The sequence below is a fragment of the Chitinophaga sp. CF418 genome (assembly GCF_900142925.1).
In the GTDB taxonomy this organism is placed as follows: Bacteria; Bacteroidota; Bacteroidia; order Chitinophagales; family Chitinophagaceae; genus Chitinophaga.
Genome location: NZ_FRCN01000010.1, coordinates 213,961 through 227,308, shown reverse-complemented (window position 1 = coordinate 227,308; position 13,348 = coordinate 213,961). Strand labels below are relative to the sequence as shown.

Below are 13,348 nucleotides of genomic sequence, written 5' to 3'. Positions count from 1 at the left end.
TTATTATAATTTATGGGCGTTAGTAGTATGTTAAATTGTTTAAAGATCGCAGCTACTGCTTTGACCGTTAGATTGTCGTTCGTATTTTGGTCGTGATAAATGACCGTATGCTTGTTTGGCCTGGCACTCATTTTCGTTTTACAATTGATAATAATTTGTCTAAAAACATGTAGGTTTGTGCCCGCTTAACACATGCACCTGAATCACAAAAATAATTATAAAAAGTTTTTGCGACAGATATACCTGGTTTTTGCCGGTATATTAATTGTCATTCCCTTCATAATAACAGCTGTCGCAACGCCCGCGCCAGATGCCTATGAGAGTTTTAACAAAAGTTTCACAGATGGCGTGCCAAAAGATACGGTGCCCATTCCCGGAACTGATACTTCTTCACGGGGAAAAGATACAACATTAAGGCCAGTTGCGGTGCCTGAGGAGGCGCCCGACAGTGTTCCGGTGTCAACGGATTATACAGGTACTGACAGTATGTTTGTCCCTAAACTCTCCAAAGATAGTCTGGATGCTCCTATCACCTATAAAGCTAAGGATTCGATCGTTCTCGTAGTGCCGGATAAACGTTTTTATTTTTATGGTACCGCCAATACCAAGTATAAGAAAACGAGCCTTTCTGCAGAACGTATGAACTATACCCAGGCTACAGGTATCATGGAGGCGACCACCGCCCAGGATACTGCCGGAAAGCCATATGGCCGTCCGCAGCTGGATGATAACGGCCAGGCCTTCGACTCTGATACACTCAGATATAATATTACCACACAACGGGCAAAGATCTACAATACCCGTTCACAATATGGGGAAGGCTTTGTGGCCAGTGAGCAGACCAAACGCGAGCCTGACAACAGCATCTTCGGTTTCAGGAATGGATATACTACCTGTAACCTGGACACCCCCCACTTCCAGTTCAGGGCCAGAAAGATCAAGGTAATACCGGATAAACTGGTAATCTCCGGTCCGGCCAACCTGGAGATAGAAGGCGTACCTACACCATTATTTATACCATTTGCCATCTTCCCTATCACCCACGGACAACAGTCCGGTATCCTGGTGCCCGGCTATGTCGTGAACGCACAGAAGGGGATGGGCCTGGAAAATGGCGGTTATTATATAGGTCTGGGCGATAATTTCGACCTGACCATGCGTGGTGAGATCTACTCCTACGGTAGCTGGTCCCTCACGGCCAGTCCTACCTACCGGAAACGCTACCATTATAATGGTGGTATGACGCTGAGTTTTTCCAATACCCGTTTTGGAGACCCATCCGTTAAAAGTGAGTTTAGCCGGTCACGTGACTTCCGCGTTACCTGGAACCATAGTATGGACAGTAAGGCGCGTCCTGGTGTTACTTTCGGGGCCAGTGTAAACTTTGGTACGTCCAGCTATAATACTTTCAACGTGTATGATTACTCTTCCCGTGTGAACAATAACCTGGGATCGTCCATCAGTTTCTCGAAAAGCTGGCAGGGAAAACCATTCAACTTTACCTCCAGCCTTACGCACTCACAGAACCTGACCACCCGCGACGTCAATATATCATTCCCGTCTGCCACCTTTACGATGAATACCATCTATCCTTTCCAACCGAAAGAAGTGGTGGGCAAGGCCAAATGGTATCATAAACTGGGGATAGGCTATAATGGTACCCTGAATAACAGTGTAACCTTTAAGGATTCTGTATTCGGTAAGTCAAGGATGTTTGACGCGTTACAGTCGGGTGTGAAACACGCTATTCCTATTTCCTTCTCCATACCGGTATTTAAAAATTTCACCTTTTCTCCGTCGATAAGTTTTTCGGAATATTGGTTTACCAAGAAGACGATAAGGAAATGGAATGGGTCGAAACGTATTAGTATCGATTCACTGGGAGGTATAGATACTACCTACGAGTCAGGCTTTTTTGCTGCCAGACAGGCCAGTGCGGGCGTATCATTGTCTACCGCCCTGTATGGTATGTACCAGTTTGGCAAGAATTCAAAGATCAAGGCTATCAGGCACGTCATGAGACCAACCATTAGCGCCTCCCTCGCGCCTGATCTTGCGAAAAACGCTTACTATAATTTGCAATACACTGCGGATACCCAGATAGTGAGGCAGTCATATTTCACCAGTTCCTCCGTCGGCGTTCCTTCAGAAGGAAGGTCTGCATCTATTTCCTTTGGATTGGATAACAATCTCGAAATGAAGGTGTTCTCGAAAAAGGATACCTCTGCCAATAAGGAGAAAAAGATCAAACTGCTGGATGGTTTTGGAATCAATGGCTCCTATAACTTCTTGGCAGACAGCTTCAAATTGTCCAATTTTAATATTTATGCCCGTACTAACCTCTTTGATAAACTGAATATCACAGCAGGCGGTACTATCGATCCATATGCAGTAAATGCCAGGGGAAGGAGGTTAGACAGATTTGTGTGGCAGGAAGGTCAATTCAGTTTAGGCCGCCTTACCAGTGCGAATGTTGCGTTGAGCACCTCTTTCCAGTCGTCCGACAAGAAAAGCAAACAAAAAGAACAGGAAATCCAGAATCTTGAGAATGAGCAGAGCAACGATGCTGCCTTCCAGGCGCAACAACGTCAGCTACAGGCTATCAGAAAGAACCCGGGAGAATACGTGGATTTTGATATTCCGTGGAAACTGGACCTTTCCTATAGCTTAACCTATACTAAAGGTATCATCCCTGATTCGGGAGGTGTGGTAAAGACCATTACCCAGTACCTCGCCTTTAACGGTGATTTCAGCCTGACGCCTAAGTGGAAGATAGGGGTGAACAGTGGTTATAACTTTATTGATAATAAGCTGGCTTATACGAACGTGTACATTTCACGTGACCTGCACTGCTGGCAGATGTCTATCAACCTGATCCCGATCGGTACCTACCGTCAGTTCAGTATTACTATCAGTCCGAAATCCGGTATTCTCCGTGACCTCCGTCTTAACAGGTCGCGAACGTTCTACGATTTATAACGTCCGGGGCACCCGTTTCGTTCCCGGGCATGCACCCGTCTGGAATCCCCGGGGTTATCACCTCCGGGCTGCAAACACCAGGCTCCTGAAGGTGCCTGTTACGTTTTGTTGAATACGGTGTTTTGTTGAATACGTTGTTGAATGAAATGATATCCTGATACTTTTTTAACACGGTTTTTTGAGCTCAAAATGCTTAATGAAAATATCAACTGATTGAATTTCAGTTTATTGAATTTTTATAAGCGCTTTTTTCTTGAGCGAACAAGCAGAGAAGAAGCAACGAAGACGCGGAGAAGAAGCAGAGGTAAAGCGTAGAACAAGCGATAAAATAGTATCACGATTTTAATCCCGGGGATTAGCAACGATCCCTGGCATTTCAACAAAACGTAATAGGCTTCGGAGCTGCCTTGTGATTGTAGCCGGGGGCAACCCCGGGAATTAATAATGGACGCAATCTTCTAACCCCGCCCGTTATAGGTACCTGTTACCAGTGTTGTTCAATATGCTCCCACATCGTTTTAAACACCCTTTCTTTGAGTAATTCCGTATCTGCCAGATCCAGTCCTTCCGGATGTATAGGAGGCAGAAAATGGATATCTATGGCATGAGGAAGGGCATAAAAGATCTTGCCCGGAGGTAATATCTTCCGGGTATTAAAAATAACTGCCGGCAGGATGGGGCGCCCGGTTTCAATGGCCAGGGTAAAGGCGCCGTCATAAAAGGATTTGAGGGGCTGGTCTGTCTTATTGCGGGTACCTTCAGGATATAATAGCATGTGTATACCTTCGTGTAACACCTTTTTCATTTCCAGCACGCTTCCTTTACGGCTTTCGGGGTCATGCCTGTTCACAAGCACGGTACCCACCTTATACATGATGCCGAAGATGGGTGTCTTTTCCATCTCCTTTTTGCCCAGACTTTTACTGCCGGCCGGAATGGCATAGGTAGTAGTGGGGATATCCATCATCGAGTTATGATTGCAAACGATGATGTAGGGCTCTTTTGACCTGAAATATTCTGTCCCCTTTCTGCGTACAGGGCAAAATATCAGCGGCATATAAACATGCATCCAGCCACGGCCCAATGCCATAAAGTAACGAATGTTGCGGGGAGAAGGTAACAGAGATACCAGCCACATGGGCAGTAGCATGATCAGCATAGTACAGATAAACAGGATCAATGCATAGGCGGCATACAACCTGGCCAGGAGATTCTTAAGCCATTTCATAATCTGTAGAAGTTATTCTTTAGTCCCTTTTTTCTTACATAAATATAGTTACAATCTGCTATATATAGCAAGATTTATATTCTGGTCTCTTCCTGTAATAGTGTTTCATGCTCAGGCAGGATTTCCGGAGACCGTGGACGATTTTCACAACAGCCCGCCTCCCGGACCTTGAAAAAATAACAATCCTTCGGGAAATAACTGCAATATCCATGGGGCCTTCTTATCGCACCTTTGTATTGTTCAAAACGTACAAAAAAACGATCCATGAATAAAGATGCTATTCCTGCTTTGATAAATGATGATATGAAGAGGCATGGCGCTGTGGTGATCAGCAGTAACGATACCGGAGAGAATGGGATATTCAGCACTGCTCACAGAAACGAGCATTTCCTGTTTATTTTTCAGAAGAGTGGAAGCAGCAGGTGGATAGTGGATTTTAAAGAGATGGAGATCGAAGGGCCGGCAGTTTATTTTATTGGCCCCGGACAGTTACATCAGCATGTTATGTCAGATACTGGTATGCAGGTAATAGCAGTTGAGCCGGGACAGCTGAATGAGGTGTACCATCTGGCATTTGAGAGCTACACAGCTGCACAGCCGGTGGCTGCTATTCCGGTTGCAAAAGCAGGTAAGTTATATACTGTTATCAGCCTGCTGGATGAAGAATTGAAGCATACTGCTGATAATGTTGTCAGGCCCTATATAAAGAAAGGATTAATAGAAGTGGTGGCGGGCTTGTTTGCTGAAGAATATGCAGGCGTGATCGCCCCAGATGGAAAACATGATGCCCGGTCTATTACGATTACCCGGCAGTTCAAAGCCTTATTGTTCCACAGTTATAAGCGCATGAAAAAGCCGTCCGATTATGCTGATGCGCTGAACCTGTCCACTCCTTACCTGAACGAAGCTGTTAAAATGGCTTCAGGTTTTACCGTAAGCTACTGGATACAGAAGATGGTGATGATCGAAGCAAAACGGCTGCTGAGCTATACTAACAAAACAGTTAAGAGAATAGCGATCGAACTGGGATACCAGGACTACGCTTACTTCTCCAGGCTTTTCACCAAAGCGGAAAAGATCTCTCCTAAAGCGTACAGGAGAAAGTACCGCTAATCATCCAGGCTTTTCTTCGTTTTGTGCATTGATTGAGCGGGCAGCAGGCTGTTACTTTGCTTCGCCGCTGCCGATGATGAGTATTACCTAAAACAGGTTACACAGATACAACTTTAATAAACATACAACACATGAAAAATCAGGTTAACAAATTTAAAGGCGGTTTACTCGCAACAATTATGATCTTATTTGCAGCTTTCAGTGCTTCTGCACAAACACAGAAAGCACCGGCTGTAAAAAATGTAGTACTGGTACATGGCGCATTTGCCGATGGTTCCGGCTGGAAGGCATTGTATACTGTGCTGACGAAAAAAGGATATCATGTAACTGTTGTGCAGAATCCATTATCTTCTCTGGAGGATGATGTGAAAGCTACACAGGTGGTATTAGACAAACAGGATGGTCCCACCATACTGGTAGGACATTCATGGGGCGGCGCAGTGATCACAGAAGCAGGCAATCATCCGAAAGTAGTTGCACTGGTATATGTGGCCGCATTCCAGCCTGATAATGGAGAATCAGCTTTACATTGGTTACAGACAGCTCCTCCTGCTCCTGAAAACGGTGTATTGCCTCCGGATGATAAAGGTATAGTGTACTACGACCAGGCTAAATATCATGCAGGTTTCTGTGCTGATATCAGTAAAGAAGAGGCGGATTTTATGTATGCTTCCCAGGGCGCTTTTTATGCAAAAGGATTTGCAACCAACATTACACACGCAGCATGGAGAGATAAACCAGCTTATGGTGTGATAGCTACAGAAGATAAAAGTATAGCGCCTGAAATTCAGCGTAACATGTACAAACGTTCTAACACTAAGGTTACCGAAGTAAAAGGTAGTCACGTGATATTCATGTCACAGCCTGAAGCGGTTGCAAAGGTTATTGTTGCTGCGGCAACAGCTGCCGGTAAATAAGATATAGCTTCCCAACCCAGACACAACAACCCTGGATCCGTATGCCACTACGCGTACGGATCCATTTTTTTTATACTTCCCCGACCTTTGTATTTCTGAATTCCAGTGGTGTTGCGTTGGTGTGCTTTTTGAAGAAATTAGAGAAATAGGCGGGATCTTCAAAGCCCAGTTCAAAGGTAATTTGCTTGGGAGATTTATTCGTGAAGCGTAATAGTCGTTTCGCTTCAATAATGATCCTTTCCTGGATGATCTGCGTAGGCGTTTTTTGATTGAAAATAGCGAAGAGATTGGACAGGGTCTTGGGCGATTTATTTAACAGCTGCGCATAATAACTCACTGAATGTTCCGCCCTGAAATGTTCTTCGACCAGCAGATTGAACTTCCTGATGATATGGAAACGGCCGTCCTGTTGTTGTTTTTTGTCCGGAATGTATTCTGATCTGGCCAGTTGGGTAATGGTGATAATAAGTCTCTTCAGCAACATCAGCAGCATTTCACTCTGGATATTATCCACCGTATTCATTTCCAGTACGAATATATCCAGCATGAGTTCCAGCCTTTGCTGCGTATCGGGATCAAGGGTGATAAAGACCTTATCCATTCCAAAGATAAATCCCACACAGCTTACCTCTCTGTCATGATCGACGATGCAATAGAATTCACGGTTGAATTGCCAGGCTACAATATCTGTGGGACGTTCAAAGCTGAAGCTTTGATTGAACATCATGGCCAGGAGGGTGTGCGATTTAAAAGTATGTTCTTCACCATCAATTGTGACTGTCTGTGTTTCGCCCGCATTCCAGGCAATGGTAAAATATTTTGTGTCTTTATCGCGGCCGTAGTATAAGCGGTCAAAGCGCTCTTCGTTTTTGAACAGCAGTAACGTGCCTCCGGATATTGGATCTTTGATGACTAGTTTCATGCGATTGCGTTGGTATAACTATCGCAAGTTACGTCATAATTGAGGATGATCCTGCTTCCATACCTGTTGAAAATAACTGCCCGAATCGCGGATGTATTTGTAGTATTCGTATTCAGTTTCGAAGTTCAGCAACATGTCATATGTAGGCCGGTATTCTACCATAAAACTATCGAGGGCGGGCGATTGTAAGCCGGTTAGTTTTTGTATCAGGGTCTTGTTAAACCTGTGATCTACATATTTCTCGTGCTCCAGTTCTATGAGATGTTCCCTGAAAGCCTCCATTCTTTTGATCTTTTTCATGCTGAATAAGGCATCCAGGTTAACGCCCACGCCGCCGGCGACTGAAGAGATATATTCCGGTGAATAATCAAATACCTTGCGGTATTCCTCCCGGTTGGCTATTGAGTCTAACTGATAACTTTTCCTTTTCTCCTGTATTTCTACTGTGGGTAGTGTAGTGATATCCACATGCAGGCTCATATCGAAGGCGCGGTTGAGGGGCGCCTCCTTTACAGGGATTTTCATCGTGGCTTTCCCCAGGTAAGAAAAGCTGATAGAGTCTGTCAGCGGCAATTTGATACTATACCGCCCCAGGGAGTCTGTAACGGCGCCGGCGCCGGAAGTGCTCATAACGCTTACGCCCGGCAGTCCATAACGGGCCGAACGCTCGTATACCGTTCCGTAGACAGTACGGACCTGCGCTTTGCTTATCCCGGCCAGCAGGACCAATATTACAAACAGGGCTGTTTTCAGGAAGAGGCTATTATTATTCATTTCGGGACTAATCTAAGACAGGAGTAATATATAAGCAAGAGTAGTGTAATATATTAACATTTCATTTTAGATGAACGGGCAGTTGGGAAGGACCAACGGATGGCTACTGTTTCCTCCTGATACGGCTGAGTGACTGCGGAGTAATGCCCAGGTAAGAGGCGATATTGCCCAGCGGTACCCTCCTGGCTATGTCCGGCTGCCGTTCCAGGAATAAACGGTATCGCTCGCTGGAATCATAGCCCAGATAGGCGTTACGGGTGTTTATTTTTTCCAGCAGCGTCTTTTGGATGGATTGGTCAATGGCTGTCTTCAGTGGCGGATATTTTTCATATAGATCCATCAGTGCTGCCCGGTCTATGTATAGTACTTCCGCATCGCAGGCTGCCTGGATCGTTTGGTGTGCTACCACCTGGTTGGTAAAACTGTTCAGGATAGTACAGAAGCGGTCCTCACCGATAAAGTGATGGGTCACTTCGTTGCCATTTTCATTCTGCACCAGTATCCGGAGTATCCCCTTACATACAAAGAACAATTGCCTGCAGATATGTGCTGACTGAAATAAGGTTGTCCCTTCTTTATACGTTCTGCATTCAAAAGCATCCTGGATTGCAGCCTGGTCGCTTTCTGATAGTGCTTTGCCAAGTTGGAGGTAATTGAGCAGCTGATTGTCCATATAGCAAATATCGCAATTGAAAATCGTTTTTTACCATTTGTTAAATAGCCGCGCTTATGGGCTTCCGACCTTTGAGGTATTAAAAACAACAAATGATGGAAAGTCAACAAACAAACAAAACGGCGCTGACAGGAAAGAGAGTAATTGTATTGGGCGGCAGTTCGGGGATCGGACTGGCAACAGCCATCGCTGCAGCTTCTGAAGGCGCTAAGGTTGTAATCGTATCCGGTAATCAGCAGCGTATCAATGAGGCGCTGACCAGGCTGCCCGCACACAGCGAAGGCTATGCAATAGACCTGTCTGAGGAACGCAACATTAAGTCCTTCTTTGAACAGGCAGGGAACTTTGATCACCTCGCATATACCGCCGGTGAAAACCTTGTATTGAACAACATGGCCGACACTAACCTGGAACAGGTGCGTTCCTTCTTCAATCTGCGTTACTGGGGCGCGTTGGCGGCAGTGAAGTATGGCGCGCCTCATATTAACAAAGGAGGTTCTATCAACCTTGTTGGTGGTATTGCCAGTCCGCGGCCCAATACAGGGTGGGGAATAGTTGCCAGTATCTGCGGCGCTATGGAAGGCTTTACCAGGGCTATGGCGGTGGAGCTGGCGCCCATCCGTGTGAACCAGGTATCGCCGGGTGTGATCAGGACCAATTTGTGGAACAGTATGTCTCCAGAAGACCGCAACAATCTGTATACTTCAGTAGGGGATGCGCTGCTGTTGAAACGTATAGGAGAAGCGGAAGATATAGCCCAGGCATTCGTGTATATGATGAAACAACAGTTTGCCACAGGGCAGATATTAACTGTTGACGGTGGTGCGGTATTGATCTGATTAGACCACCTTTTTTTTCTTTTTTATTCCTGCGGAAAATTTAATGTATCGCGTTACCGGCCGGTAATAATTTCTACTGATATCCTGCCACAGGGGGATAATTAAAAGTCTTTTGATGATAAGGAAATATTTGTATTATTGTTAAAACCCGAATCTGTCAACCAAAATCTAAATCCTTTTTAAATCCTGTATTGTAATACGTAAAACGTACTGAGAGCACTATTGTATACCGTCTTTATTTCTTACCCTAATCTTTCACTTTAAAACCCAAATGAAACATGAAAAACATGCTTTTCCCCCTATTGCTATTGGTCATCTGTTTTGCAGCCTGTAAGAAGTCGGCCGATGCGCCAGCAAGCGATCCGCAAACACAAAATGACAACGCTAAAAAAGTACTGGCTTACATCCATGATCTGGGATTCCCGTCCGACAAGATTGTAGAAAATACGAATGAATTTATTGTAGAAGAAGACATCATCTTCCCGAAGAACATGGAAGTACCTGCTGAAAAAGTGAGACCGGAACAGTATTATACAGGAAGCCTGGTAGCTTCAGGTTGGGTAACAAATATCCGCCTGAAGATAGACCCTTCTATGACTTCTATGACGTCGGAGATCAATTCCGCTATCGCCCAGTGGAATGGGGTAGCCAATTGTTCCATCTTCTGGTCAGTAGTTAGCGGCACTTATGATGTACTGATCGTTGACAGCAACCTGGGATCAGGTGTGTGCGGACAGGGCACTTTCCCTTCCGGCGGAAGAGCAGGCGGTACCATCAGGATCAACAAGGCACAAATAGCAGGTAACAGCTTTGCACAACGTGCGCGCACCATCTGCCATGAAATGGGACATAACGTTTCTTTCAGGCATACTAACTGGTCTGCCATTGGCGAGTCCAGTGCTACGCCGGTTCCTGGCGTAGGAGGTACTGATGCTTCTTCCCTCATGAACGGAGGTCAGTGTGGTAGCGGTGCAACTACATTGTCTACAAAAGACAAACAGGCTGCAGCGGCTTTATACCCCTGATAACATAACCAGTTGAAAATGTGAGAGCCTGTCCGCCTTTGACGGACAGGCTCTCACATTTTTCAGCTCCCCATAAAATGTACAATAAGTGCCCGGATTTGGGGATATCACGCCTTTAGCTTTCGCTGTAACTTCACGCCCGATTTATAAAAGTTTTATCTGATGAATAATTTTATTGCCCTCAACTCCATTACTATGGGGCGTAAATGGAGTGTAAATGTGATCGGATATACCACTGCTTTAAGAAAGTTGGTTTGTTGCCTGTTCATGTTGTTTTTTTCTACCGCTTATGCATTCAGTCAGCAGAAGCTGTCTGCAGGAGAACATTTCGCCGATGTAAACGGTGTTAAGCTGCATTACTATGTTTCAGGGAAAGGGCCTGTGTGCCTGGCGCCATCTCCTGGATGGGGTGCGCATGTGGACTATATGCGTTCACTGACACCCTTTGAAAAACATTTTACAATGGTGTATTACGATACCCGCAAAAGTGGGTTGTCTTCCGGTCCTGATGATCCGACAAAATATACCGACCAGGATCTCGTGAATGATATGGATTCACTGAGAGCGTATTTCGGACTGTCAAAGGTATGGCTGACGGGGCATTCCGGTGGAGGATACCAGGTACTGAACTATGGTTCGCAGCACAACGCTAATGTGAATGGTATCATTGCGCTGGATGCTATGGCGCTGTATGACAGTCTGCAGCATGCGGAAATGCTGCAAGTCATTAAAGAAACAAAGAATGGTCCTGAGTTTGAAAAAGCGAAAGCCGCATTCTTTGGTAAGGACACCGTTAAACGCACGATGGATGAATTCTTAGAGGTGATATTGCCGCTGTACTTTACGAATACTAAAATAATGCGCACATTGCCCAAGCTTAAAGTCAGCGATAAAGCATACGCTTACACAGATGCGTCAAATATCTTTAAGAGTAAGAATCTGCTGAATGACCTGCACAACATTAAGGTACCTGTGCTGGTAGTAGTGGGCGACGGAGATTTCATCTGCGGTGTTGAATCGGAAGCAAAGCGGATACATGCGCGAATTCCTACATCACAACTGGTGATTGTAAAGAACGCAGGACACCTGCCCTGGATAGAACAACCGGGAGCGTTTTACAAGGCGTTTGAGCAGTGGGCGAAAGCACAGCATATTTAACATACGGAATTGAGTATAAAAGCAGCGGGCGCGTTCCTGTAGGGAGGCGCCCGCTGTCTTGTTGTAAATAAACAGGCCAACCTGTAACTTTGTACTTCTAAAATGATTTGCCATGGACAAGAGAGAAACAATTCCTACCGGCGGTACTTTTTACCCGTTAGTGAAAGAGCTTTTCGACAAGAAACAAAAAGCAGCTATTCTTTACGATGATAATGGTGTGACCCGTGCCAACGGTCTTATAGAAAGCCTTTTCGAACGTGATGGCCATCAGTGGTTAAAACTGGAAGATCAGACGGAGATCAGGATTGACAAGTTATATGCTGTGAATGGTACTTTCTCTTCTGATTACTCGGAATGTTGAGATACGGCAAGCTATTGCATCTGTACATGATCATTACCAGGTGATTAACTATCATATAAACAATAACAAAGTCTTCCGGCAACAGCCATCGCCTACTCATGTTCAGTGGTAATGAAGGCGTCGCTGTTTGCCCGTAGTATGATGTTACTGTAAATCTGATACCTAATACTGTAAAAGAAGTTTATTTTACATAAAATGTGGTAAAACAGTTACAGATTATTGCCTGTGAATAAATGAGCTGTTTGTTCCCTGTCTACACTGATCTTTTCCCCCGAAAATTATTTAATGTTTAATAGTGGACTTTGTCCACTAAATATTCTTATATTCGCATTGGATTCACTGGTAAACTTATAATCAGAAAAAATGACAGACACTAAAGTAGCGGTCCAGGAGATCCGTGCGTTCAACCGTTTCTATACTGATATCATTGGTCTGCTGGATGCGCATTTGCTGAACAGTGATTATTCACTGTCAGAGGTGCGTACTATGTATGAAATATATACAGGTAAAAGTGTGCAGGCTTCCCAGATCATGACAGCCATGCATATTGATAAAAGTTATTTAAGTCGCATACTAAAGAAGCTCGAGAAGGAAGAACTGATATTAAAAATGCCATCTGAGGAGGACGCAAGAGCCTCATTGATCTCGCTGACAGAAAAAGGATTGAAAGTATTCAAAGCGCTTAATAGGACATCTGATGAACAAATAGGTGAACTGATCGGCAACCTGCCAGCCCGTAAGCAGCAGGAGCTGGTAAACCATATGAAAGCAATACAGGGCATATTACAACATAAATAACGGGGAATACTATGACAACTACGATGAATTTAAATGATATCAGCCTGCGTAACGAGCTGTTGCCGGGGGATCTTGGCTATGTTGCTTATTTACATGGGCTGCTTTATGCAAAGGAGAGAGGCTATGGACTTAACTTTGAAGGTTATGTGCTGGATGGGCTGGGCGAGTTCGCCCACCGGTATGATCCGTCAAAGGACAGGATATGGATCTGTGAGCATGAAGGTAAGATCATAGGTTTCCTGATGGGAGTTAACAGGGTGGATAGTGTGCAGCTGCGTTATTTTATCTTCCTGCCGGAATACAGGGGAATTGGACTGGGGAAGAAACTGATGAATGAATTTATCAGTTATATGAAAGAAATAGGGATTACTAAAGCATATTTGTGGACGACGAATGAACAGGAGGAAGCGATTTCTTTATATACGAGGCATGGTTTCATATTAACAGAAGAGAAAAGATCCAATTCGTTTGACAAGGAACTGGTGGAGAGAAGGTATGACATGGAGTTGAATAACACCGGACAGAAGCATTAACCCTCATACTTGGTTTGAAATTTGTTTT

At 44.8% G+C, this 13,348-nt stretch carries 13 protein-coding genes; 9 read left to right on the top strand and 4 right to left on the bottom strand.

Going from position 1 to position 13,348, the window contains the following annotated elements; genetic code table 11:
- Positions 1-228 precede the first annotated feature (228 nt).
- A complete protein-coding gene (locus F3I09_RS21950) occupies positions 229-2,979 on the top strand; it encodes a putative LPS assembly protein LptD (RefSeq protein ID WP_149697195.1) in 2,751 nt (916 codons plus the stop codon).
- A 484-nt stretch (positions 2,980-3,463) separates the two neighbouring features.
- Here the strand turns inward: F3I09_RS21950 and F3I09_RS21945 are convergent, their stop codons facing one another.
- Entirely contained in the window at positions 3,464-4,207 is a 744-nt protein-coding gene (locus tag F3I09_RS21945) for a 1-acyl-sn-glycerol-3-phosphate acyltransferase (RefSeq protein ID WP_149697194.1), read from the bottom strand.
- A gap of 264 nt (positions 4,208-4,471) precedes the next feature.
- Here F3I09_RS21945 and F3I09_RS21940 point away from each other — a divergent pair, with 264 nt between their 5' ends.
- The gene (locus F3I09_RS21940; protein ID WP_149697193.1) at positions 4,472-5,320 is read left to right on the top strand and encodes an AraC family transcriptional regulator; all 849 of its coding nucleotides are present in this window, start codon (positions 4,472-4,474) and stop codon (positions 5,318-5,320) included.
- A gap of 131 nt (positions 5,321-5,451) precedes the next feature.
- Positions 5,452-6,237, top strand: a complete 786-nt coding sequence (locus F3I09_RS21935) for an alpha/beta hydrolase (protein ID WP_149697192.1) — start codon at positions 5,452-5,454, stop codon at positions 6,235-6,237.
- A gap of 70 nt (positions 6,238-6,307) precedes the next feature.
- Here F3I09_RS21935 and F3I09_RS21930 read toward each other — a convergent pair whose 3' ends face one another.
- The 3 genes from F3I09_RS21930 to F3I09_RS21920 form a co-directional block, all read right to left on the bottom strand.
- On the bottom strand, positions 6,308-7,159 hold the full coding sequence (locus tag F3I09_RS21930) for a helix-turn-helix domain-containing protein (protein WP_149697191.1): 852 nt from the start codon (positions 7,157-7,159) through the stop codon (positions 6,308-6,310).
- Positions 7,160-7,192: 33 nt separating this feature from the next.
- Positions 7,193-7,933 (bottom strand): carboxypeptidase-like regulatory domain-containing protein, encoded by a 741-nt coding sequence (locus F3I09_RS21925; RefSeq protein WP_149697190.1) that lies wholly within the window; start codon positions 7,931-7,933, stop codon positions 7,193-7,195.
- Between the two features lie 103 nt (positions 7,934-8,036).
- Complete coding sequence (locus F3I09_RS21920) at positions 8,037-8,606, bottom strand: Crp/Fnr family transcriptional regulator (RefSeq protein WP_149697189.1); 570 nt, start codon at positions 8,604-8,606, stop codon at positions 8,037-8,039.
- Positions 8,607-8,701: 95 nt separating this feature from the next.
- Between F3I09_RS21920 and F3I09_RS21915 the strand changes: the two genes are divergently transcribed.
- From F3I09_RS21915 to F3I09_RS21890, 6 genes are all read left to right on the top strand, one after another.
- On the top strand, positions 8,702-9,445 hold the full coding sequence (locus F3I09_RS21915; RefSeq protein ID WP_149697188.1) for an SDR family oxidoreductase: 744 nt from the start codon (positions 8,702-8,704) through the stop codon (positions 9,443-9,445).
- Between the two features lie 278 nt (positions 9,446-9,723).
- Positions 9,724-10,470: a M57 family metalloprotease gene (locus F3I09_RS21910; protein WP_149697187.1), complete on the top strand. Its 747-nt coding sequence runs from the start codon at positions 9,724-9,726 to the stop codon at positions 10,468-10,470.
- 162 nt (positions 10,471-10,632) lie between these two features.
- Entirely contained in the window at positions 10,633-11,628 is a 996-nt protein-coding gene (locus F3I09_RS21905) for an alpha/beta fold hydrolase (protein ID WP_149697186.1), read from the top strand.
- 112 nt (positions 11,629-11,740) lie between these two features.
- Positions 11,741-11,989, top strand: coding sequence for a hypothetical protein (locus F3I09_RS21900; protein WP_149697185.1), 249 nt, complete (start codon positions 11,741-11,743; stop codon positions 11,987-11,989).
- A 363-nt stretch (positions 11,990-12,352) separates the two neighbouring features.
- Positions 12,353-12,787 (top strand): MarR family winged helix-turn-helix transcriptional regulator, encoded by a 435-nt coding sequence (locus F3I09_RS21895; RefSeq protein WP_149697184.1) that lies wholly within the window; start codon positions 12,353-12,355, stop codon positions 12,785-12,787.
- Between the two features lie 11 nt (positions 12,788-12,798).
- Entirely contained in the window at positions 12,799-13,320 is a 522-nt protein-coding gene (locus tag F3I09_RS21890) for a GNAT family N-acetyltransferase (RefSeq protein ID WP_223233337.1), read from the top strand.
- Positions 13,321-13,348 lie beyond the last annotated feature (28 nt).